The sequence below is a fragment of the Actinoplanes sp. NPDC021490 genome (genome assembly GCF_055562135.1).
In genome coordinates, this window is the sequence record NZ_JBVHFW010000028.1 from 68,894 (window position 1) to 94,578 (window position 25,685).

The 25,685-nt window shown below is 73.7% G+C and carries 2 protein-coding genes and 1 pseudogene; all 3 read right to left on the bottom strand.

From position 1 onward, the window contains the following. Positions 1-53 precede the first annotated feature (53 nt). Positions 54-18,164 carry a type I polyketide synthase gene (locus ACZ3I4_RS46220; protein ID WP_465388540.1) on the bottom strand — a complete coding sequence of 6,037 codons (18,111 nt, stop codon included), beginning with the start codon at positions 18,162-18,164 and terminating at the stop codon, positions 54-56. Further along, positions 18,161-24,439 (bottom strand): type I polyketide synthase, encoded by a 6,279-nt coding sequence (locus ACZ3I4_RS46225; RefSeq protein WP_465388541.1) that lies wholly within the window; start codon positions 24,437-24,439, stop codon positions 18,161-18,163. Before ACZ3I4_RS46225 ends, ACZ3I4_RS46220 begins: the two co-directional genes overlap by 4 nt. Before the next feature lie 390 nt (positions 24,440-24,829). After that, a pseudogene (locus tag ACZ3I4_RS46230) lies at positions 24,830-25,675 on the bottom strand (acyltransferase domain-containing protein); the annotation flags it as partial. Positions 25,676-25,685: the final 10 nt, after the last annotated feature.

A 25,685-nucleotide genomic window follows, 5' to 3' on the forward strand; every position in this document is an offset into this window, starting at 1 on the left:
ATGCGCTCCGAATCAGCGAGGCGGATTTTCGTCTTCGGTACGGACGGCGGCGGTCAGGAGTCCTGGCCGTCGAGGGCGATCCGGATGAGGTCCTCGGCGTCCATCTCGTCGATGGACTCCGCGGCGCTCCCGTTGCTCGTCGCGGCGCCCGGGCCCGGATTGGCCAGCTGCAGCAGCAGGTCGAGCAGGCCGGCCTCGCGGATCCGGGCCACCGGAATGGCCGCGAGGGCCTCCCGGAACGCCAGCTCCTCGGAGTCGCCTTCCGGGGCGGCCTGGTCGGGCACGAGCCGGCACCGGATCTCCTCGGCCAGCGCGGCCGCGTTGGGATAGTCGAAGACCATCGTCGAGGGCAGCCGCACCCCGGCCGCCTGGGCGAGCCGGTTGCGCAGCTCGACCGCGCCGGCCGAGTCGAAGCCCAGGTCCTTGAAGGCGCGCTGCGACGCCACGTCGTCGGCCGAGTCGTGTCCGAGGACGGCGGCGGCGTGACCGCGTACGAGGTCGGTCAGGATCTGCTGTTGCTCGGGAACCGGCAGGCCGGTCAGGCGATCGGCCCACTCGCCACCGCTCGGCCGGGCCGGGGTCTCGTCGGCCTCGAGGGCCGCTTGCGCCTCGGGCAGGTCGGCCAGCAGCCGGCTCGGGCGGTGCAGCGTGTACGTGGGCACGAACTGCGGCCAGTCGAACCCGGCCACCACCATCGCGCCCTCGTCGGCGTCGAGGATCTGGCCCAGGGCGCGCATGCCGCGTTCGGCGTCGATGCCCTCCATGCCGAACGTACGCAACCGCTCGCCGCCCTCGCCGGCGGCCATGCCGATACCGGCCCACAGGCCCCAGGCGATCGAGGTGGCGGGCAGGCCCCGGCCGCGACGGTCGTCGCAGAGCGCGTCCAGGTGGGCGTTGGCCGCGGCGTAACCGGCCAGGCCGCCGCTGCCCCAGACACCGGCGCCCGACGAGAACAGCACGAAGGCGTCCAGGTCGAGGTCCACGGTGAGCTCGTCCAGCACAGTGGCCCCGACTGCCTTGGCGGCAAGCAGGTTCCTCAGGTCGTCCGGGGTGACGGCGGTGACCGGCTTGCGGTCGCCGATCCCGGCCGCGTGCATCACCGAGGACAGGTCGCCGATCCGGTCGAGCAACGATCCGGCCGCCGCGCGGTCCGCGATGTCGCAGGCCGTCACCTCGACGGCCGAGCCGGCGCCCGCGATCGAGGCCGCGAGCTCCGCGACACCGGTGGCCCTGGGGCCGGACCGGCTGGTGAGCACCACGCGCGGGGCGCCACGCTCGGCGGCCCAGCGGGCCGTGATCGCGCCGACGCCGCTCGTGCCTCCGGTGACCAGCACCGTGCCCCGCGGGGTCCAAGTCGTACGGGTGTGCGGGCGTCCGGCCCGGACCAGGCGCCGGGCCAGCACGCCGTCCCGGCGGAGCGCGACCTGGTCCTCGGCCGCGCCGGCCAGCACCGAGACCAGCCGGGCGGTCGTACGGGCGTCCAGCGTGGCCGGCAGGTCGATGAGGCCGCCCCAGCGGTCGGGCAACTCGAGGGCGGCGACCGCGCCGAGACCCCAGAGCTGGGCCTGCGCCGGGTCGACCGTGTCACCGGTGGCGGCCCGGACCGCGCCGCGCGTCAGCACCCACAGCGGGCCTGGAGTCGACGACTGGATGAGGGCGAGCGTGTCGTTCAGCGTGGACGGCAGTGCCACCACACCGGCGAGGTCCGTCTCGTCGTCCGCGACCGAGCGCACCACCGTGGCCCCGCGGGACTCCAGTGCCTCGACGATGGTGGGAGCCTCGGGATCGTCTCCGACGACGAGCCACCGGCCGGTCAGCGTGGCATCGGTGTCACGCACGGGAGTCCAGGTGAGGCGGTAGCGCCAGTCGGCCACGGAGTTGTCGGCCTTCTCGCGTCGCCGCCAGTCGGTCAGCGCGCCGAGGGTGGCGTCGGCCGGGTCCACGCCGAGTAGGCCGGCCAGGGTGGTGGCGTCGCCGTTCTCGACCGCGTTCCAGAAACCGGCTTCGGCGCCGGTGGCGGCCACCGCGGCGGGTTGCCCGGACTCCGGCTCGGGCCAGTAGTGCCGGTGCTGGAAGGCGTACGTGGGCAGGTCGACCGTCCGGCCGCTGCCCAGGACGGCGGCCCAGTCGACGGCGACACCGTTGACATAGGCCTCGGCCAGGGAGGCCAGCAGGCGGTCACCGCCGCCGTCCTCGCGCCGCAGCGTGCCCACGACCACGGCGTCCTCGCCGGCGTCGATCACCGGGGTGAGGACGGGGTGCGGTGAGACCTCGACGAAGGCGCCGTGGCCGGTGTCGGCCAGCATGCGGATCGCCCGGTCGAACTCGACGGTCTCGCGCAACGACGAGTACCAGTACTCCGGTGTCATCTCCGGGCCCGACAGCCAAGCGCCGGACATCGAGGACACCATCGGGATCTGCGCCTCTTGCGGACGGATCCCCTGCAGCACCGACTGGATCTCGTCGCGCAGTTCGTCGACGTGGGCGCTGTGCGAGGCGTAGTCGACCGGGATCATCCGGTGGCGCACGTCATCGCCCAGCGAGGCCGCGAATTCCCGAAGGGCGTCCATGTCACCGGAGACAACAGTCGCGTTCGGGCCGTTGACCGCGGCGATCGAAAGCTCCGGGAGGCGACGCGCCGGCTCGGCGTCGGCGGGATCGGCGCCCGCGTCTTCGGCGGCGGCGGCGCTGGAGAGCCAAGCGTCGAGGCGGGCCTTGACGGTGTCGGCCGGTTCGGCGATCGACAGCATGCCGCCGCGTCCGGCCAGCGGGCGGAGGGTCTTGCTGCGCAGGGCGATCACCTTGGCGGCGTCGTCCAGCGACAGGATTCCGGCCACGGCGGCCGCGGCGATCTCGCCCTGCGAGTGGCCCACGACCGCGTCGGGCGTCACCCCGGCCGCCTGCCAGACCGCGGCCAGCGAGACCATCACGGCCCACAGCGCGGGCTGCACCACGTCGGCCGCCTCGAAACCGTGCCGGCCGGCCAGGACGTCGTCGAGCTGCCAGTCCACGTACGGGGAAAGAGCCTGGGCGCACTCGGCCAAGCGAGCCTGGAAGACCGGGGACTCCAGTGACCGGCCCATGCCGATCCACTGGCTGCCCTGGCCGGGGAAGACGAACACGGTGCGCCCGACCCCGTTGACCGGCACGTCACCGGTGACCACACCGGGGGCCGGTTGGCCCGTGGCGACGGCGGCGAGTCCGGCGGCATCGGCGTTGAGCACCACCGCGCGGTGCTCGAGCGCGGCCCGGGTGGTAGCCAGGGACCACGCCATGTCACCGGCGTCAACCGAAGGGTGGGCCAGGATGTGCTCGCGCAGCCGGCCCGCCTGGTCGGCCAGGGCCGAGGCGTCGCGGCCGGAGAGCACCCAGGCCGATCCGTCGTTGACGAGCGGCGGCACGACCTCGGTGACATCGTCCTCGACCGGCGGCGCCTCCTCGACGATGACGTGGGCGTTGGTGCCGCTGATGCCGAAGGCCGAGACCCCGGCCCGCCGTGGACGCTCGCCCGCGGTCCACTGCACCGGCTCCTGGAGCAGCCGGACGTGGCCGGCCGTCCAGTCGACGTGCGGGGAGGGCGTGCCGGCGTGCAGGGTCCGGGGCAGCGTGCCGTGGCGCAGGGCCAGGATCATCTTGATGACACCGGCGACACCGGCCGCCTGCTGAGCGTGCCCGATGTTCGACTTGACCGAGCCCAGCCACAGCGGCCGGTCCTCGGGGCGGCCCTGCCCGTACGTGGCCAGCAGCGCGCCGGCCTCGATCGGGTCGCCCAGTTCGGTGCCGGTGCCGTGCGCCTCGACCACGTCGACATCGGCCGGGGTCAGCTGGGCGCTCGCGAGAGCGGCCCGGATGACCCGGCGCTGCGCAGGCCCGTTCGGGGCGGTCAACCCGTTGGAGGCGCCGTCCTGGTTGACGGCGCTGCCGGAGATGACACCGAGCACCGTACGGCCCTCGCGGCGCGCCTCGGAGAGGGGCATCAGCACGAGCATGCCGACGCCCTCGCCCATGCCCATGCCGTCGGCGCCCTCGCCGAACGCCTTGCACCGGCCGTCCGACGACAGGGCCCGCAGCCGCGAGAAGCTGACGAACTCGCCGGGGTCGGCCATGACCGTGACACCGCCGGCCAGCGCGACCGTGCATTCGCCGGAACGCAGCGCCTGCAGGGCCTGGTGCATGGCGACCAGCGAGGACGAGCAGGCCGTGTCCACGGTGACGGCCGGGCCGGTCAGACCCAGCGCGTACGAGATCCGGCCGGACAGCACGCTCAGCGCGTTCCCGGTGATCAGGTGTTGCTGCGCGCCCGCCTCGCCGGCCAGCGCCCCGATGTAGCCGGAAGCGGCGGCGCCGACGAAGACACCGGTGGCACTGCCGGACAGCGAACGCGGGTCGATGCCGGACCGCTCGATCGCCTCCCACGAGGTTTCCAGCAGCAGACGCTGCTGCGGGTCCATGGCCAGGGCCTCGCGCGGGCTGATCCCGAAGAAGCCGGCGTCGAAGTCCGCGGCCCCGGCGAGGAAGCCGCCCTCGACCACGTACGTCGAGCCGTCGGCGTCCGGGTCGGGGTCGAACAGGTCGTCGGTGTTCCAGCCGCGGTCGACCGGGAAGCCGGCGATGGCGTCCCCGCCGGAGGCCAGCAGGTCCCACAGTTCTTCCGGCGTCCGCACGCCGCCCGGATACCGGCAGGCCATGCCCACGACGGCGATCGGGTCGGTCGAGACCGGCTGCACGACGGTGATGACCTCGGCGGGCGCGTTGCCGAACAGCTCGGACAGGATCTCGTCGGCCAGCTCGGACGCGCTGGGGTGGTCGAAGATGACGGTGGCGGGCAGCCGGATCCCGGTGGCCGCGTTGAGCCGGTTCCGCAGCTCGACCGCCGTCAGCGAGTCGAAGCCCAGTTCGCGGAAGGCGCGGGTCGCCACGATCTCGTCGGCCGAGTCGTGGCCGAGCACCGCGGCGGCGTGCGTGCGGACCAGCTCGACAACCGTGCGGCGGCGCTCCGGAGCGGACAGAACGGCCAGCCCGTCCGCGAACTCGCCGCGCCCCTCCCTGTTCCGTTGCGGCGCGGGGCCGATCTCTTCCTGGGCCTCCGGAATCGTGTCGAGCAGCGGGCGTGGGCGGAAGGCGCAGAAGACCGGGGCGAACTTGTCCCAGTCGACGTCGGCCACCGCGATGAACGTCTCGTCGTCGGCCAGAACTTCGCCGAGCGCGGTCAGCGCCTTCTGGGTGTCCAGGAAGTTCATGCCCTGGCGCAGCAGGCGGTTGGGGGTGACCCGGCCGGGGGCCTGGTCCATGAACGCGTCGACGGCCTGCCAGTCGCGGGTGTTCCACACGCCCCAGGCGATCGACGTGCCGGGCAGACCCCGGGCGCGGCGATCCTCGGCCAGACCGTCCAGGAACGAATTCCCGGCGGCGTACGCGGCGTGGTCGTTGCTGCCCCAGGTGGCCGAGATCGACGAGAACATCACGAACTCGTCCAGCCCCAGGGCGGCGGTCGCCTCGTCGAGGTGGACGGCGCCCGCGGCCTTCGCGCCCAGCGCGGCGGCCAGACCCTCGCGGTCGGTGTCCTGCACGCGGGCCAGGTACGGCGTGTTGGCCGAGTGCAGCACGGTGGACAGGCTTGGGCCTGTGCCCTCGATCCAGTCGACCATGCCGCCGACCTGCTCGCGGACGGCCAGGTCGCAGGACACGACCTCGACGCCCGTGCCCGCGCCGGCCACCTCGGCGGCGAGCCCGGCGACGCCCGGCACCGACGGCCCGGAGCGTGAGGTCAGCACGACGCGGGAAGTGCCGTGCTCGGCCAGCCACGGCGCGATGCAGACGCCGATCGAGCCGGTTCCGCCGGTCAGCAGCACGGTGCCGCGCGGCGACCAGCCCTCCGGCAGCGCGCGGCGGGCCTCGGCGCGAACGAGACGGCGCAGGAAGACACCGGAGTCACGGACGGCGACCTGGTCTTCCCGGCCGTCGGCGAACACGTCGGCCAGGCGGGATCCCGTACGGGCGTCGACGGTGGCCGGCAGGTCGACCAGGCCGCCCCACCGGTCGGGGTGCTCGAGGCCGACGGCCCGGCCCAGGCCCCAGAGCTGGGTCTGCAGCGGGCTGGTCGTCACCTCGCCCGGCTGGGCCTGCACCGCGCCGCGGGTCAGCACCCACAGCGGGGCGCTGATCCCGGCTGAACCCAGAGCCTGCACCAGGGCCAGGGTGTCGGCGCTGCCGCGCGGCACCCACGGGAACTCGGGGTCGGCCGACTCGTCGAAGGCGAGCAGGGACACGACACCGGTGACGTCGGCCGGCGCCTGGGCGAGATCGTCCAGCGAGGTCCGGGCCACCGTGGCGCCCCGGTCCGCCAGCGCGGCGGCGATCACGGGCGCGTCGGGGCTGTCGCCGACCAGCAGCCAGGTGCCGGTCAGGACGGCCGGTCCGGTCTGCTTGCCGGGTTGCCAGCTGATCCGGTAGCGCCAGTCGTCGACCGAGGCCGGGCCGCCCTTGGGGGCCGGGGTCTCGGGCCAGAAGCGGCGGCGCTGGAAGGCGTACGTGGGAAGGTCGATCCGGGTGCCGCCGCCGATCAGCGCGGGCCAGTCGACCGGGACACCTCGGACATAGGCCTCGGCGAACGAGGTCAGCAGTCGGTCGAGGCCGCCGTCGTCGCGGCGCAGCGTGCCCACGACGACCGCGTCGAGGCCGATCGCGGGGGTGAGAACGGGATGCGGCGAGACCTCGATGAAGGCGCCGTGACCGCTGTCGCCCAGGATCTGGATCGCGCGGTCGAACTCGACGGTCTCGCGCAGCGACGAGTACCAGTACTCCGGTGTCATCTCCGGGCCGGACAGCCACTGACCGGACATGGCCGAGACCATCGGGATCCCGGCCTCGCGCGGCTGGATGCCTTGCAGGACAGCCAGGATCTCGTCGCGCAGCTCGTCGACGTGGGCGCTGTGCGAGGCGTAGTCGACCGGGATCATCCGGTGGCGGACCTGCTCCCCCAGCGAGTCCGCGAAGCCTTGCAGCGCGTCCGCGTCGCCGGAGACAACAGTGGCGTTCGGACCATTGATAGCGGCGATCGACAGGTTCCCGTCCGGGATGCCGTCGAGGCGCGCTCGCACGGCATCGGCCGGCTCGGCGATCGACAACATCCCGCCGCGACCCGCCAGCGCAAGAAGCGTCTTGCTGCGCAGGGCGATTACCTTCGCGGCGTCGTCCAGCGACAGGATCCCGGCCACCGTCGCGGCGGCGATCTCACCCTGCGAATGGCCGACGACGGCGTCCGGGGTGACACCGGCCGCTTCCCACATCGCGGCCAGCGACACCATCACGGCCCAGAGGGCGGGCTGCACGACGTCGGCGGCCTCGAACCCGTGCCGGCCTTCCAGAACATCGTTCAGCTGCCAGTCCACGTACGGGGAAAGGGCCTCGGCACACTCCTGCAGACGCGCCTGGAACACCGGTGACATGAGATCGCGGCCCATGCCGATCCACTGGCTGCCCTGGCCCGGGAAGACGAACGCCGTCCGTCCCACGCCACCCGGAGTCACGTGACCGGTGACCACGCCGGGGGCAGGCTGGCCGGTGGCGACCGCCGCGAGGTCCGCGGTCAGCTTCATCCGGGTGCTGGGGAGCAGCACGGCGCGGTGCTCGAGAGCCGCCCGCGTCGTGGCCAGGGACCACGCGACATCGGTGACATCGAGTCCCGGCTCCGCGATCAGGTGCTCCCGCAACCGGCCCGCCTGGCCCGCGAGGCCGGCGGCGTTGTGACCGGAGATCACCCACGCCGGTACCTGCGGGAAGGCCTCCCGCGGGGTCACCGGAACGGTGGACAGCGCGCCGAGGGCGGCCGGGGCCTCCTCCACGATGATGTGCACGTTGGTGCCGCTGACGCCGAAGGCCGAGACACCGGCCCGGCGCGGCTGGTCGCCGGCGGGCCAGCCGACCGGTTCCTGCAGGAGCTGCACGTTGCCCGAATCCCAGTCGACGTGCGTCGACGGGGTCTCGGCGTACAGGGTCCGGGGCAGGGTCTCGTGCTGCAGGGCCATGACCATCTTGATGACACCGGCGACACCGGCCGCGCACTGGCTGTGGCCGATGTTCGACTTGACCGAGCCCAGCCACAGCGGTTTGTCCGCGGCGCGGCCCTGGCCATAGGTCGCCAGCAGCGCGTGGGCCTCGATCGGGTCGCCCAGGGTGGTGCCGGTGCCGTGGGCCTCGACCGCGTCCACGTCGGCCGGCGTCAACTGGGCGTTGGCCAGGGCGGACCGGATGACGCGGCGCTGGGACGGGCCGTTGGGGGCGGCCAGGCCGTTGGAGGCGCCGTCCTGGTTCATCGCGCTGCCGCGGATGACCGCGAGCACCTGGTGGCCGCGGCGCTGCGCGTCGGACAGGCGCTCGAGGAGCACCATGCCCGCGCCCTCGCCCCAGCCGATGCCGTCGGCCTCGTCGGAGAACGCCTTGGAGCGGCCGCTGGAGGCCATGCCGCCCTGCTGCGCGAACTCCTGGAAGGCGGCCGGCGAGACCATCACGGCGACGCCGCCGGCCAGGGCCATCGAGCACTCACCCGCTCGCAGGGACTGGGCGGCCTGGTGCAGCGCGACCAGCGAGGAGGAGCAGGCCGTGTCCACGGTGACGGCCGGTCCGGTCAGACCCAGGCAGTACGAGATGCGGCCGGAGTGGACCGCGGTCACGTTGCCGATGAGCCGGTAGCCGTCGAGGCTCTCGTCGTCGACCGGCAGCACAGAGCTGTATCCGGAGAAGTTGGCGCCCACGAAGACACCGGTGGCCGAGCCGTGCAGCGACTTGGGGTCGATGCCGGCCCGCTCGATCGCCTCCCACGAGGTTTCCAGCAGCAGGCGCTGCTGGGGGTCCATCGACAGGGCCTCGCGCGGGCTGATCCCGAAGAAGGTGGCGTCGAAGTCGGCCGCGTCGTACACGAAGCCGCCGAGCCTGCGGTAGTCCTGGCCCTTGCCGAACTCCTCCTGCCACGCGTCCCAGCCGCGGTCGGCCGGGAAGCCGCCCATCGCGTCGGTGCCGGAGGCGATGAGGTCCCAGAACTGGTCGGGGCCGGTGACGCCGCCGGGGTAGCGGCAGCCGATGCCGACGATCGCGATCGGCTCGCCCTGGGCGGCCGCGACGATCTGGACCGAAGTCGTCTCGGCGGGCTGGGTGCCGACCAGTTCGCCGCGCAGGTAGTCGGCGAGGGCGGCCGCGTTGGGATAGTCGAAGACCATCGTCGACGCGAGCCGGACGCCGACCACCTCGGACAGGCGGTTGCGCAGCTGCACGGCGCCGGCCGAGTCGAAGCCGAGGTCCTTGAAGGCGCGCTGCGGCAGCACGTCCTCGGCCGAGGTGTGGCCCAGCACGGCGGCAGCATGGGACCGTACGAGGTCGGTGAGCACTTTCTGTTGTTCGCCGACCGGCATCCTGGCCAGGCGACCGGCCCACTCGCCGGGGGCGCCGTCCGCTGGTTCCTCGGCCTCGCGGGCCTCGGGCAGGTCGGCGAGCAGGCGGCTGGGCCGGTGCAGGGTGTACGCCGGGACGAAGTTGGGCCAGTCGAAGCCGGCCACCACCATCGCGCCCTCGTCGGCGTCGAGCACCTGACCCAGCGCGAGCATGCCCCGCTTGGCGTCGATGCCGTCCATCCCGAAGTCGCGCAGCCGCTCGCCACCCTCGCTGGCCGCCATTCCGACGCCGGCCCAGAGACCCCAGGCGATCGAGGTGGCGGGCAGGTCCCGGGACCGGCGGTCGTCGCACAGGCCGTCGAGGTAGGCGTTGGCCGCCGCGTAGGCGCCCAGGCCACCGCTGCCCCAGACACCGGCGCCCGACGAGAACAGGACGAACGCGTCGAGGTCCCGGCCGGCGGTCAGTTCGTCGAGGATCGCCGCGCCGCCTGCCTTCGCCGCCAGCAGGCGGTCCAGGTCGGCCGGTTCGAGGTCGGTCACCGGCTTGCGGTCGCCCACACCGGCCGCGTGCATCACCGAGGACAGCGCGGGGCCCGAGGCGTCGATCCAGTCGATCAGGGTCGCGACCGAGGTCCGGTCGGCGATGTCGCAGGCGATCACGTCGGCGGCGGAGCCGGTGAGCGCGATCGAGGCAGCCAGCTCGGCCACGCCAGTGGCCGCCGGCCCGGACCGGCTGGTTGTGACCACCCGGGTCGCAGCCCGTTCGGCGGTCCAGCGGGCGGTGATCGCACCTACGCCGCTCGTGCCACCGGTGACGAGCACTGTGCCCTGCGGAGTCCACGTCTCACGGATCTGCGGGCGGCCGGCGTGCATCAGGCGGCGCGCGAGCAGACCTCCGGCGCGGACGGCGACCTGGTCCTCGCCGCGATCGGCCAGGGCCGACACCAGCGCGGCCGCGGACCGGTTGTCGAGCGTGGGCGGCAGGTCGACCAGGCCGCCCCAGCGGTCGGGGAGTTCGAGTGCGGCCACGACGCCCAGGCCCCACACCTGTGCCTGAGCGGGAGCCACCGTGTCACCGGTGACGGCGCTCACCGCGCCCTGGGTCAGCACCCAGAGCGGTGCGGTCACGCCGGAGCGGTCCAGCGTCCGGATCAGCTCGATCGTGTCGATCAGGTCGGCTGCGAGCGACACCACGCCGGTCAGCGGCCCGGCGCCGGTCAGGGTGCGGACGACCGTGGCTCCGGCCGACTCCAGCGCGGAAGCGATCGGGGCGGAGTTCTCCCCGAGCAGGAGCCACGTGCCGGTCAGCACCGGCGCGGAGGCGGTCGCGGGGACCCACGAGATGCGGTAGCGCCAGTCGGCTACGACCGGGTCGCCGTGGCTGCGGCTCCGGTAATCGGCCAGCGCGGGCAGCACCTCGCCCAGGCGGTCGCCGTCGAGGTTGAGCGTGGCGGCGAGCCCGGCCAGGTCGCCCGACTCGACGGCGGCCCAGAAGCCGGCGTCGGCGGGCTGCGGGCCGGCGGCCGGCTCGGGCCAGAAGGTGCGGTGCTGGAAGGCGTACGTGGGAAGGTCGACGGTCGTGCCGCCGCCGAGGACGGCCGCCCAGTCGACCGTGACACCGTTGACGTAGGCCTCGGCCAGCGAGGCGAGCATGCGATCCGCGCCGCCGTCGTCGCGCCGCAGGGTGCCGACCACGACCGCGTCCAGGCTGATCGCAGGGGTGAGCACCGGGTGCGGCGACACCTCGACGAAGACGCCATGGCCGGTGTCACCGAGGACACGGACGGCGCGGTCGAACTCCACGGTCTCGCGCAGCGAGGCGAACCAGTAGTCCGGCGTCATCTCCGGACCCGACAGCCACTCCCCTGACATCGATGACACGAGGGGGACCCGGGCCGTACGCGGGCGGATGCCCTCCAGTACCTGCAGGATCTCGTCGCGCAGCTCGTCCACGTGGGCGCTGTGCGAGGCGTAGTCGACCGGGATCATCCGGTGGCGGGCCTGCTCGCCCAGCGAATCGGCCAGCTCGCGCAAAGCCTCGATGTCGCCGGAGACAACCGTGGCGTTCGGGCCGTTGACCGCGGCAATCGAAAGCTTCGCCGCGTACGAGTCCGCAGGCGTGGCAATGAGGCGCGCTCGCACGGCGTCAGCGGGCTCGGCGATCGACAGCATCCCGCCCCGGCCGGCCAAGGCGCCCAGGGTCTTGCTGCGCAGCGCGATCACCTTGGCCGCGTCGTCCAGCGACAGGATCCCGGCCACCGTGGCGGCCGCGATTTCCCCCTGCGAGTGGCCGACGACGGCGTCCGGCGTGACACCGGTGGCCTCCCACACGGCGGCCAGCGACACCATCACGGCCCACAGCGCAGGCTGCACCACATCGGCGGCCTCAAAACCGTGACGGCCTTCCAGGACATCGTCCAGCTGCCAGTCCACGTACGGGGAAAGGGCCTCGGCGCACTCGGACAGCCGCGCCCGGAACACCGGTGACATCTCGGCCAGCTCGCGACCCATACCGATCCACTGACTGCCCTGACCCGGGAAGACGAAAACCGTGCGGCCGGGGCCACCGGCAGCGATGCCACCGGTGACTACGCCGGGGGCAGGCTGACCGGTGGCCACCGCGGCCAGACCGGCGGCGAACTCACTGGCCCGGCCGACGTTCGGGCCGAGCACCACGGCGCGCTGGTCGAAGGCTGTCCGGGTGGTCGCCAGCGACCAGGCCACGTCCGACGCCGGCAGCGCGGGGTGGGCCAGCACGTGCTCGCGCAGCCGGCCCGCCTGACCGGCCAGGGCCGCCGGACCGCGACCGGAGACGGGCCACGCGACGGCGCCGGTGAGCACGGGAGCCGCGTCGGCCTGGGCCGGGACGGAATCCGAGGCCGCGTCGGCCGGGACGGCCGGGACGGCCGGGACGGAATCCGGGGCCTCTTCGATGATCACGTGGGCGTTGGTGCCGCTGATGCCGAAGGCCGAGACACCGGCCCGGCGCGGCCGCGAACCCTCGCGCCACTCGACCGGCTCCTGCAGCAGCCGCACGTTGCCGGACGTCCAGTCCACGTGCGACGAAGGGGTGCCGGCGTGCAGCGTCCGGGGAAGAAGCCCGTTCTGCAACGCCATCACCATCTTGATGACACCGGCGACACCGGATGCCTGCTGCGCGTGGCCGATGTTCGACTTGAGCGATCCGAGCCAGAGTGGCCGGTCGTCGCCGCGGCCCTGCCCATAGGTGGCCAGCAGCGCCCCGGCCTCGATCGGGTCACCGAGCGAGGTGCCGGTGCCGTGCGCCTCGACGACGTCGACCTGGTCGGCCGTCACCTGGGCATTGGCCAGCGCCGAGCGGATGACCCTCTGCTGCGACGGCCCGTTCGGGGCGGACAGGCCGTTGGAGGCGCCGTCCTGGTTGACCGCGCTGCCCCGGATGACACCGAGGACCTTGCGGCCGTGGCGTTGCGCCTCGGACAGGCGCTCGAGCAGCAGCATGCCGATGCCCTCGCCCATGCCCATGCCGTCCGCGCCCTCGCCGAACGCCTTGCACCGGCCGTCGGGCGCCAGGGCCCGCAGCCGGGAGAAGCCGACGAACTCGCCCGGGTCGGCCATCACCGTGGCCCCGCCGGCCAGCGCAACCGTGCATTCGCCCGAGCGCAGCGCCTGGACGGCCTGGTGCAGGGCGACCAGCGACGACGAACAGGCGGTGTCCACGGTCATGGCCGGGCCGGTCAGCCCGAGGGTGTACGAGATCCGGCCGGACAGCACGCTCAGCGCGTTCCCGGTGATGATGTGGGCCTGCGCGCCCGGGTCACCGTCGACCGCATGGAAGTAGCCGGAGGGCGCCGCGCCGACGAAGACACCGGTGGCACTGCCGGACAGCGACTGCGGGTCGACGCCGGCCCGTTCGATCGCCTCCCACGAGGCCTCCAGGAGCAGCCGCTGCTGCGGGTCCATGGCCAGGGCCTCGCGCGGGCTGATCCCGAAGAAGTCGGCGTCGAACCCGGCCGCCTCGGTGAGGAAGCCGCCCTCGACGACGTACGAGGAGCCTTCGGCGTCGGGGTCGGGGTCGAACAGCGCCTCGGCGTCCCAGCCACGGTCGGCCGGGAAGCCGCTGATCGCGTCGCCGCCCCGGACGAGCAGCTCCCACAGTTCCTCGGGGTTGCGCACCCCGCCCGGGTAGCGGCAGGCCATGCCCACGATAGCGATCGGCTCGGCCGGGGCGGCGGCGACCGCCACGACCTGGCCGGGAGTCTCGGATCCGAACCATTCGGTGAGGATCGCGTCGGCCAGCACGGCCGCGCTGGGGTGGTCGAAGACGATCGTCGAGGGCAGCCGCAGCCCGCAGGCGTCGTTGAGCCGGTTGCGCAGCTCGACCGCGGTCAGCGAGTCGAAGCCGAGCTCGCGGAACGCCCGGGTGGCCACGATCTCCTCGGCGGAGTCGTGACCGAGCACGGCGGCCGCGTGCGAGCGTACGAGGTCCACGACCGTACGGCGTCGGTCGGCAGTGGAAAGGGTGGCGAGCCGGGAGGCGAACTCCCCGCGCGCGTCGGTCACCGCCGCCGGGGCCGTGTCCTCCTGCGCCTCGGGGATGGTCTCGAGCAGCGGGCGGGGGCGGGCGGCCCGGAACACCGGTGCGAACTTCGCCCACTCGACGTTGGCCAGCGCGATGAACGTCTCGTCGTCGGCCAGGATCTCGCCGAGCGCGGTGAGCGCCTTGCCGGTGTCGAGGAAGTTCATGCCCTGCTTGACCAGCCGGTGCGGCGTGACGCGGCCGGGGGCCTGGTCCATCACGGCGTCGACGGCGTCCCAGTCGCGGGTGTTCCAGACGCCCCAGGCGATCGATGTGCCGGGCAGTCCGCGGGCGCGGCGGTCCTCGGCCAGCGCGTCCAGGAAGGAGTTCCCCGCCGCGTACGCGCCGTGGTCGTTGCTGCCCCAGGTGGCCGAGATCGACGAGAACAGCACGAACTCGTCGAGCCCGAGGTCGGCGGTGGCCTCGTCGAGGTGGACCGCGCCGGCCGCCTTCGCGCCGAGCGCCATGGTCAGGCCTTCGCGGCTGGTGTCCTCCACCCGGGCCAGATAGGGCGCGTTGGCCGAGTGCAGCACGGTGGACAGGGCCGGGCCGGAGTCCTGGATGCCGTCGATCAGGGTGGTGACCTGCTCGCGTACGGCCAGGTCGCAGCTCACGATCTCGATGTCGGAACCGGCCGTCGCCGTGGCCGCGGCCAGCTCGGCCACGCCGGGGGCGGACGGTCCGGAACGGGAGGTGAGAACGACGCGCGGGGCGCCGTGCCCGGCCAGCCACGGGCTGATGCAGGCGCCGATCGAGCCGGTGCCGCCGGTCAGCAGGACCGTGCCGCGGGCGCTCCACGTCTTCTGGGCGCGGTGGGCCTCGGCCCGTACGAGCCGGCGCAGCAGCGTGCCCGTGGGCCGCAGGGCGACCTGGTCCTCACGGCCGCCGGCCAGCACCGTGGCCAGCCGTACGCCCGACCGGGTGTCCCAGGCCGCCGGCAGGTCGATGAGACCGCCCCAGCTGTCCGGGCGCTCCAGGCCGATCGCCCGGCCGAGACCCCAGACCTGGGCCTGTACCGGGTTGGTGGTCAGGTCGTCGGGAGCGGCCTGCACCGCGCCGCGGGTCAGCACCCACAGCGGGGCGGTGATGTCCAGGCGGACCAGCGCCTGCACCAGGTCGACGGTCCCGGCCAGGCCGCCGGGGACGAACGGGTGGCCGGCCAGGGGCGTCTCGTCGAGCGCGAGCAGGGACACGACACCGGTGACGTCCGTCGCGGCCGAAAGGTGCGCCGGGTCGGAGGCCTCGAGGACCTCGGCGCCGTGGGCGGTCAGCGCGTTCGTCACCGCGTCGCGCTCCGGGCCGTCGCCGACGACGAGCCAGGTGCCGGTCAGGGCCGGGACACCGGTGTCATCCGTGGGCTGCCAGGTGATGCGGTAACGCCAGTCGTCGACGGACGTTTCGAGCTGCGCCGGCGCTACCGCCCCGAGCCAGTAGCGACGGCGCTGGAACGCGTACGTGGGCAGGTCGACGGTCGTGCCGCCGCCCAGGATCGAGGGCCAGTCAACGGCCACACCACGCACGTACGCCTCGGCCAGCGAGGTGAGGAGCCGGTCGGTGCCGCCGTCGTCGCGTCGCAGGGTGCCGGTCACAAAGGCGCCGTCGATGTCCCCGATCGTGTCGCTCACGGCGCCGGTCAGCACGGCGTGCGGCGACACCTCGACGAACACGCCGTGGCCGCTCCCGCCGAGGATTCGGACGGCTCGTTCGAATTCGACGGTCTCGCGCAGCGACGAGTACCAGTACTCCGGTGTCATCTCCGGGCCGGACAGCCACTCGCCGGACATGGCCGAGACCAGCGGGATCCGGGCCTCGCGCGGCTGGATGCCTTGCAGGACAGCCAGGATCTCGTCGCGCAGCTCGTCGACGTGGGCGCTGTGCGAGGCGTAGTCCACCGGAATCATCCGGTGGCGCACCTGCTCGCCCAGCGACTCCGCGAACACCTGCAGGGCATCGATGTCACCGGAGACAACCGTGGCGTTCGGGCCGTTGACCGCGGCGATCGAAAGCTCCGGGCCACGACGTGCGGGCTCGGCATCGGCGGGATCAGAGCCCGGGCGCCTCACCGGCGCCGCGTTGGCGAGCCAAGCGTCAAGACGCGCTCGCACGGCATCGGCGGGCTCGGCGATCGACAGCATCCCACCCCGACCGGCCAGCGCACGCAGAGTCTTGCTGCGCAGGGCGACCACCTTCGCGGCATCGTCCAGCGACAGGATCCCGGCCACTGTGGCAGCCGCGATTTCTCCTTGTGAGTGGCCGACGACGGCGTCCGGCGTGACACCGGTGGCTTCCCACACGGCGGCCAGCGACACCATCACGGCCCACAGCGCGGGCTGCACGACGTCGGCAGCCTCGAAACCGTGACGGCCTTCCAGGACATCATCGAGCTGCCAGTCCACGTACGGGGAAAGAGCCTCGGCACACTCCTTGAGGCGCGCCTGGAACACCGGTGACATGAGATCGCGTCCCATACCGATCCACTGACTGCCCTGACCCGGGAAGACGAAGACCGTGCCGCCCAGACCGCCCGGCGTCACCGAACCGGTCACGACACCGGTGCCCGGCTGCTTCGCGGCCACCGCGGCCAGCCCGGCCGGGTCGAGGACCACGGCCCGGTGCTCGAGGGCCGCCCGCGTCGTGGCCAGGGACCAGGCCACGTCACCGGTGTCCAGCGCGGGATGGGCGTCGAGGTGCTCCCGGAGCCGGCCCGCCTGGGCGGCCAGCGCGTCGGGGCTGCCACCGGAGACCAGCCACACCGGGTTGCGGCCGGCCAGCACGCGCGGGTCGCCGTCGACCACGGTCTCGCGGCGTCCGGCGCCGGCCGGGGCCTCCTCGACGATTACGTGCGCATTGGTGCCGCTGACCCCGAAGGCCGAGACGCCCGCGCGCCGCGGACGGTCGCCGCGCCGCCATTCGCGGGGTTCCTGGAGCAGCCGCACGTTGCCCGACGCCCAGTCCACGTGCGGGGACGGGTTGTCGGCGAACAGGGTCCGGGGCAGCACGCCGTGCTGCAGGGCGAGGACCATCTTGATGACACCGGCGACACCGCTGGCGCAGCCGGAGTGGCCGATCTGCGACTTCACCGAGCCGAGCCACAGCGGCTCGTCCTCGGCGCGCCCGTCGGCCTGCCCGTACGTGGCCAGCAGCGCCTGCGCCTCGATCGGGTCGCCGAGCGTGGTGCCCGTGCCGTGCGCCTCGACCGCGTCGACGTCCCGCGCGTGCACGCCCGCGTCGGCCAGGGCGGCCTGGATGACGCGGCGCTGCGAGGGGCCGTTGGGGGCGGTCAGCCCGTTGGAGGCGCCGTCCTGGTTGACCGCGCTGCCGGAGATGACCCCGAGGACCTGGTGGCCGTGGCGGCGGGCGTCGGAAAGCCGCTCGAGCGCGATGATGCCCGCGCCCTCACCCCAGCCGATGCCGTCGGCCTCGGCCGCGAACGACTTGCAGCGCCCGTTGGCGGCCATGCCGCCCTGCTGCGAGAACTCGAGGAAGGCGTCCGGCATGACCAGCACCTCGACGCCGCCGGCCAGGGCCAGCGAGCACTCCCCGGAGCGCAGCGACTGCACGGCCAGGTGCAGGGCGACCAGCGAAGAAGAGCAGGCGGTGTCGATGGTGACGGCCGGTCCGGTCAGGCCGAGGGTGTAGGAGATGCGTCCGGAGACGACCGCGGTCAGGCCGCCGGTCATCATGTAGCCCTCGGTGCTGCGTTCGGCCCCGGCCACGCCCGATCCGTAGGCGGTGCTGCTCGCGCCGATGAAGACACCGGTGTCGGAGCCCTTGAGCGCGTGCGGGTCGATGCCGGCCCGCTCGACCGCCTCCCACGCCGTCTCGAGCAGCACGCGCTGCTGCGGATCCATGGCCAGCGCCTCGCGCGGGCTGATCCCGAAGAAGCCGGCGTCGAACTCGGCCGCGTCGTAGAGGAAGCCGCCGAGCCGGGCGTAGTCGTCCCCGGCGCCGTAGGCCCGTTCCCACGCCGCCCAGCCCCGGTCGGGCGGGAACTCGCCCATGGCGTCGGTGCCGGCCGTCAGGAGGTCCCAGAACTGCTCGGGGCCGCTGATGCCGCCCGCGTACCGGCAGCCCAGCCCGACGATCGCGATCGGCTCCCGCTCGCCCGCCTCGAGTTCCTTGACACGCTCGCGGGTCCGATAGAGGTCGGCCGCGAGCCGCTTGAGGGTGTCGAGCATCTGCTGGTCGCCGCCTGCCGCCTGCGCTCCACCGGTCATCACGAAAGCCCCAATTCCTTGTTGATGAAGTCCAGGACCTCGCCGGCGTCGGCACTCTCGAGCCGACCGGCCAGCAACTGCTCTTCCTGCTGGTTCTGTTGTGGTTGCTCGGTGTCGCCCAGCCATCGCGACAGCACGGTTCTCAGCCGCGCGGTGACGTCACGGCGGGCGCCGCTGCCTCCGGGCACGGCGGCCAGCGCGTCCTCCAGCCGGCTGAGTTGCTCGATGACCGGATCGGTGGCGGCCGGGGCCGCCGCGGTGTCCAGGCCGAGTTCGCCGTGCAGATGGCCGGCCAGCTCGGCCGGGGTCGGGCGGTCGAAGACGAGGGTGGCCGGCAGCTTCAGGCCGGTGGCCGTGGTGATGCGGTTGCGCAGGTCGATGGCCATGACCGAGTCGAAGCCGAGTTCGCGGAACGGCCGGGCCTTCGGGATCGCGCCGCCACCGGCGTGACCCAGGACGGCCGCGGCCTGCTCGCACACCAGGTCGGCGAGCCGGCGCAGCTGTTCCGCGGGCGGCCGGCCGGCGAGTTCGGCGGCGAGGGCGCTGCCGGTCCCGGGCGCGCTGCCGGTCCCGGCCGTGGCGACCGTCGCCTCGGGCAGGCCGGCCAGCAGCGGGCTCGGCCGGCGCAGCGTGAACGTCGGCGCGAACACCGGCCAGTCGATGTCGGCCACCGTGACGGCGTCCTCGCCCGCGTCCATCGACTGGGCGAGCGCCCGCACGGCCGGTTCCGGGTCCATGGCCCGTACGCCGTACCGGTCGAGCTGGGAGCCGACATCACCGCCGCCCATGCCGTCGCCGGCCCAGCGGCCCCAGGAGAGCACCGTGGCGCTCTGCCCGCGGGCGCGTCGGGCGGCGGCGAGGCCGTCCAGGTATCCGTTGGCGGCGGCGTAGCCGGCTTGTTCGCTGCCGCCCCAGATCGCCGCGCCCGACGAGAACAGCACGAAGTCGTCGAGTTCGCGTCCGGCGGTCAGCTCGTGCAGCCATCGGGCGCCGCCGGCCTTGGGGGCGCACACCTCGGCCAGGCCGTCGACCGTGGTGTTCTCGACCGAGCCACCCTGGCCCACGCCCGCGGTGTGCATGACCGTCGAGAGGTTGTCGTAGCGGGGCAGCAGTCCGGCGACCTGGGCCCGGTCGGCCACGTCGCAGGCGACGACCTCGACCGTGGTGCCCGCGCCGGCCAGTTCCGAGACCTGCGCCGGTACGCCCTCCGCGGCCGGTCCGCGCCGCCCCGTCAGCACGACGTGGTCCGCGTCGCGGGTGGTGAGCCAGCGGGCGACGTGCCCGCCGATCGCCCCGGTGCCACCGGTGACAAGCACGGTGCCGCGCGGCTTCCAGGCCGGGCCGGTCGCCGGGACGGCCCGCACCAGCCGCCGCCCGTATGCCCCGGACGCGCGCAAGGCCACCTGGTCCTCCCCCGCGGGACCGGCGGTGTTTCCGGCGAGCACGGCCGGGACGTGGCCGAGGGCCGCGTCGTCGCCGTTCACGGGCAGGTCGATCAGGCCGCCCCACAGGTGGGGATGGCTCAGGGCGACCGTGCGGCCGAGGGCCCAGATCTGGGCCTGGGAGGGCTCGCCAACGGGCTCTCCGGGGGCGACGGCAACCGCCCCGCGGGTCAGCACCCACAGCGAGCTCTCCCGGCCCGGTGTTGCCGCGACCGCCTGCGCCAGGGCCAGCGTGGCGGCCAGACCGCGCGACACCCCGGGGTGCCTGACGAGAGGGGCTTCCGCCTCGTCGTCGAGGGCGAGCGCGGAGACGATTCCGGCAAGGTCGCCGATGCCGGAGGGCAGGGCCGCGGCCAGCGCGTCCCGGTCGGTGATGTCGATCCCGCCGACCTCTACGGTGTGGACGGTGGCTCCGGCCGCGGTCAGTGCTTCCGCCACGGCGGGCGCGGATCCCACCAGGACCCACGTTCCGGTCAGCGACGTGGACGCGCCGGTGAGGGGTGACCAGGTGATGCGGTAGCGCCAGTCGGTGATGGCCGCGTCGGCGCGCTGGCGGCGGCGCCAGTCGGTGAGCGCGCTCAGGGCCGCGTCGGCGGGGTCGACGCCGAGCAGGCCGGCCAGGGTGGTGGCGTCGCCGCTCTCGACGGCGTTCCAGAAGCCGGCCTCGGCGGGAGTGCCCGCGGTGACCACGGCGGGCGCGGGCTCGGGCCAGAACCGGTCGCGGCGGAACGCGTACGTGGGCAGGTCGATCCTGGCGCCGCCGCCGAGGACGGCTTTCCAGTCCACGTCGACACCGCACACGTACGCCTCGGCCAGCGAGGTGATCAGCCGGTCGGCGCCGCCGTCGTCGCGCCGCAGCGTGCCGACGACCGGTGCGTCGATCGCGGGCGTCAGCACGGGGTGCGGTGACACCTCGACGAAGATGCCCTCGCCGATGCTCCGGACGGCCCGGTCGAACTCGACCGTCTCGCGCAGGCTGGCGAACCAGTACTCCGGTGTCATCTCCGGGCCGGACAGCCACTCCCCGGTCAGCGAGGAGATCAGCGGAATGCGGGTCCGGCCGGGCTCGATGCCGTCGAGGACGGCCAGGATCTCGTCGCGCAGCTCGTCCACGTGGGCGCTGTGCGAGGCGTAGTCCACCGGAATCATCCGATGACGTACCTGCTCGCCCAGCGAGTCCGCGAACGCCTGCAGGGCATCGATGTCACCGGAGACAACGGTGGCGTTCGGGCCGTTGATCGCGGCGATCGAAAGCTCCGGGCTACGGCGTGCAAACTCGGCGCCGGCGGGATCGGTGGCCGGGAGGCTCACCGGGGCGGCGTCGACGGGGGCCGCGTTGGCGAGCCAAGCGTCGAGGCGCGCTCGCACGGCGTCGGCCCGCTCGGCGATCGACAACATCCCGCCCCGACCGGCCAACGCGCGCAGCGTCTTGCTGCGTAGCGCGACCACCTTTGCGGCATCGTCCAGCGACAGAATCCCAGCCACCGTCGCGGCGGCGATCTCACCCTGCGAGTGACCGACGACCGCGTCCGGCGTGACACCGGCCGCCTCCCACACCGCCGCGAGCGACACCATCACAGCCCACAGCGCGGGCTGCACCACGTCGGCGGCCTCGAACCCGTGACGGCCTTCCAGTACGTCGTTCAGCTGCCAGTCCACGTACGGGGAAAGGGCCTCCGCACACTCCTGCAGGCGCGCTTGGAACACCGGTGACATGAGATCGCGGCCCATGCCGATCCACTGGCTGCCCTGACCCGGGAAGACGAAGACCGTGCGGCCGGAAGCCGGGGAACCGGTGATGACACCGGTGGCCGGCCGACCGGCGCCGAGGGCGGAAAGGCCGTCCAGGTCACCGCCGAGAACCACCGCGCGGTGTTCGAAGCTGGTGCGCGTCGTCGCCAGGGACCACGCCACGTCGCCCACCGCGAGTGCGGGGTGGGCCAGCAAGTGCTCGTGCAGGCGGCGGGCCTGACCGGCCAGGGTCTCGGTGTCACGGCCGGAGAGCACCCACACCGGCCGGTCGACCAGCGCCGGAGACACCGGTGACACCGGGGCCGGCGGCGGCTCGGGCGCCTCTTCGACGATCACGTGGGCGTTGGTGCCGCTGATGCCGAAGGCCGAGACACCGGCCCGGCGGCGGCGGTCCCCCGCGGGCCACTCCACCGGCTCCTGCAGCAGCCGGACGTTACCGGAGGCCCAGTCCACATGGGTCGACGGTGTCTCGGCGTGCAGGGTCTGGGGCAGCAGCCCGTTCCGCAGGGCCATCACCATCTTGATGACACCGGCGACACCGGCCGCCTGCTGAGCGTGCCCGATGTTCGACTTGAGCGACCCCAGCCAGAGCGGGCGGTCGTCGTCCCGGCCCTGGCCGTAGGTGGCCAGCACCGCGCCGGCCTCGATCGGGTCGCCCAGCGCCGTACCGGTGCCGTGGGCCTCGACCGCGTCGACCTCGTCCGCCGTCACCTGGGCATTGGCCAGCGCCGAGCGGATGACCCGCTGCTGCGACGGCCCGTTGGGCGCGGTGAGCCCGTTGGAGGCGCCGTCCTGGTTGACCGCGCTGCCGCGTACGACCCCGAGCACCTCGTGGCCGTGGCGCTGGGCCTCGGACAGACGCTCGAGCACCACGATGCCGACGCCCTCGCCCATGCCCATGCCGTCGGCGCCGTCCGCGAACGCCTTGCACCGGCCGTCCGGGGACAACGCCCGCAGCCGGGCGAAGCCGACGAACTCGCTCGGGTCGGCCATGATCGTCACGCCGCCGGCCAGCGCGACCGTGCACTCCCCCGATCGCAGCGCCTGCACCGCCTGGTGCAGCGCGACCAGCGACGACGAGCAAGCCGTGTCGACCGTCATGGCCGGGCCGGTCAGCCCCAGCGCGTACGCGATCCGGCCCGAGAGAACGCTCATCGCGGTGCCGGTCATGCGGTGGCTCTCGGAGCCGGGCACGTCCGTCCCGGGGCCCGGGTAGGCCGACCGGGCCGCGCCGACGAACACCCCGGCCGGCGAGCCGTGCAGCGATCGCGGGTCGATCCCGGCCCGCTCGATCGCCTCCCACGAGGTTTCCAGGAGCAGCCGCTGCTGCGGGTCCATGGCCAGGGCCTCGCGCGGGCTGATCCCGAAGAACGCCGGGTCGAACTCGGCGGCCCCGGTCAGGAAGCCGCCCTCCATCACGTAGGTGGACCCCTCGGCGTCCGGGTCCGGGTCGAACAGGTCACCGGTGTCCCAACCGCGGTCGGCCGGGAAGCCGCCGATCGCGTCGCCGCGGCCGGCCACCAGATCCCACAACTGCTCGGGCGTACGCACTCCGCCCGGGTAGCGGCAGGCCATGCCCACGATGGCGATCGGCTCGGCCGGGGCCGCGGCCGCCACCACGGCCGGCACGGCCGCCTCCGTCGCTCCGAACAGGCGGAACAGGATCTCGTCGGCCAGCGCGGCCGGAGTGGGGTGGTCGAACACGATCGTGGCCGGCAGCCGGACGCCGACGGCCGCGTTCAGCCGGTTGCGCAGCTCGACGGCGGTCAGCGAGTCGAAGCCCAGCTCGCGGAAGGCTTGCGCGGGCGGCACCTCGGCGGCCGAGTTGTGGCCGAGCACGGCCGCCGCGTGGGCTCGCACCAACTCCACGGCGGCCCGCCGGCGGTCGGCGGCGGCCAGGCCGGCGAACGGGTTTCCGGTCGCCGCCGGGAGGCTCGGCATCTCGGCCGGGCCGTGGTCCTCGCGGGCCTCGGGGATGGCGTCCAGCAGCGGGCGCGAGCGCTTGGCCCGGAACACCGGGGCGAACTTCTCCCAGGTCACGTCGGCCAGCGCGATGAAGGTCTCGTCGTCGGTCAGCACCTGGTCGAGGGCGGTCAGCGCGCGCTGCGTCTCCAGGAAGTTCATGCCCTGGCGGCGCAGCTTGCGGGGTGTGACCCGGCCCGCGCTCTGGTCCATCACCTCGTCGACGGCGTCCCAGTCGCGCGAGGCCCAGACGCCCCAGGCGATCGACGTGCCGGGCAGGCCGCGGGCGCGGCGGTTCTCGGCGAAGCCGTCGAGGAAGGCATTGCCGGCCGCGTACGCGCCGTGGTCGTTGCTGCCCCAGGTGGCCGAGATCGAGGAGAACAGCACGAACTCGTCGAGCCCGAGGGCGGCGGTGGCTTCGTCGAGCCAGACCGCGCCGGCGGCCTTCGCGCCCAGCGCCTTGGCCAGGCCCTCGCGGGTGGTGTCCTCGACCCGGGCCAGATAGCCGGTGTTGGCCGAGTGCAGCACGGTGGACAAGCCGGGACCGGAGTCCTGGATCCACGAGACCAGGCCGGTCACGTCGGAGCGGGCGCCGGTCTCGCAGCTGACCACGTCGACCTGGGTTCCGGCGGTCGCCATCGAGGCCGCGAGCACGGCCGCCCCGTCGGCCGACGTGCCGGAGCGGCTGGTCAGCACGACGCGCGGGGCGGCCCGGTCGGCGAGCCACTGGGCGACGCAGGCCCCGATCGAGCCGGTGCCACCGGTGACAAGCACCGTGCCGCGCGGCTGCCACGGGCCACGATCGGCCGCTCGGGGCTCGGCGCGCACCAGGCGACGGACGAGGGGGCCGGTCTCGCGCAGGGCGACCTGGTCCTCCTGCCCGTCGGCCAGCACCGTGGCCAGCGCGGTCCAGGTGTCCGGGCCGGGAGTCGGTGGAAGGTCGACGAGCCCGCCCCAGCGGTCGGGCAGTTCCATGCCGGTGACGCGGCCGATGCCCCAGAGCTGCGTCTGCGCGGGGGCCGTGGTGTCCTCGCCGGGTCCGGTACGCACGGCGCCCTGGGTCAGCACCCACAGCGGAGCGGTGATCCCGGCGTGGCCGAGCGCCTGCACGAGGTCGACCATGGCCGCCGTGCCCCGCGGGATCTGCGGGTACGTCTCGTCGTGCCCCGGCTCGAGGGCTAGGAACGACAGCACACCGGACACGTCGACGCCGGTCGCGGCGCCGAGGTCGCGGATGACCCGCGTGCCCTGGGCGATCAGTGCACCGGCGCACGCCTCGGCCTCGTCGCCCCGGCCGACCAGCAGCCAGGTGCCGTCGAGAGCTGGAGCCGGAGTGGCGGGGGTGAAGGGCGGCCAGGCGATGCGGTAGCGCCAGTCGTCGACGCCGGCCGGCAGCGCGGGCCGGACCGGCTCGACCGGCCAGTAGCGCCGGCGTTGGAAGGCGTACGTGGGCAGTTCGACGGCCGTGCCGCCGCCGAGCACCGTCGTCCAGTCGACGGGCACACCGCCCACGTACGCTTCCGCGAGTGAAGTCAGCAGGCGGCCGGGGCCGCCGTCGTCGCGTCGCAGGGTGCCGACCACCGTCGCGTCGATGACGGGCGCCAGCACCGGATGCGGCGAGACCTCGATGAACACGCCGTCGCCGGCCGTTTGGACGGCCCGGTCGAACTCGACGGTCTCGCGCAGCGAGGAGAACCAGTACTCCGGTGTCATCTCCGGTCCGGCCAGCCACTCGCCCGACAGGGCCGACACCATCGGGACCTGGGCCGGGCGCGGCTCGATGCCGTGCAACGCCTGCAGGATCTCGTCGCGCAGCTCGTCCACATGCGCGCTGTGCGAGGCGTAGTCGACCGGGATCATCCGGTGGCGCACCTGCTCGCCCAGCGAATCGGCCAGCTCCTGCAACGCGCCGATGTCACCGGAGACAACGGTGGCGTTCGGGCCGTTGACGGCGGCAATCGAGAGATGCGTGCCGGCGGTCGCGGAGATGGCATGGATGCGGGCTCGCACGGCGTCGGCGGGCTCGGCGATCGACAGCATCCCGCCCCGGCCGGCCAGGGCACGCAGGGTCTTGCTGCGCAGCGCGATCACCTTGGCGGCGTCGTCCAGCGACAGGATCCCGGCCACCGTCGCCGCGGCGATCTCACCCTGCGAGTGGCCGACGACGGCGTCCGGCGTGACACCGGTGGCCTCCCACACGGCGGCCAGCGACACCATCACGGCCCACAGCGCAGGCTGCACCACATCGGCCGCCTCAAAACCGTGACGACCGGCCAGGACATCGTCGAGCTGCCAGTCCACGTACGGGGAAAGGGCCTCGGCGCACTCGGACAGCCGCGCCCGGAACACCGGTGACATCTCGGCCAGC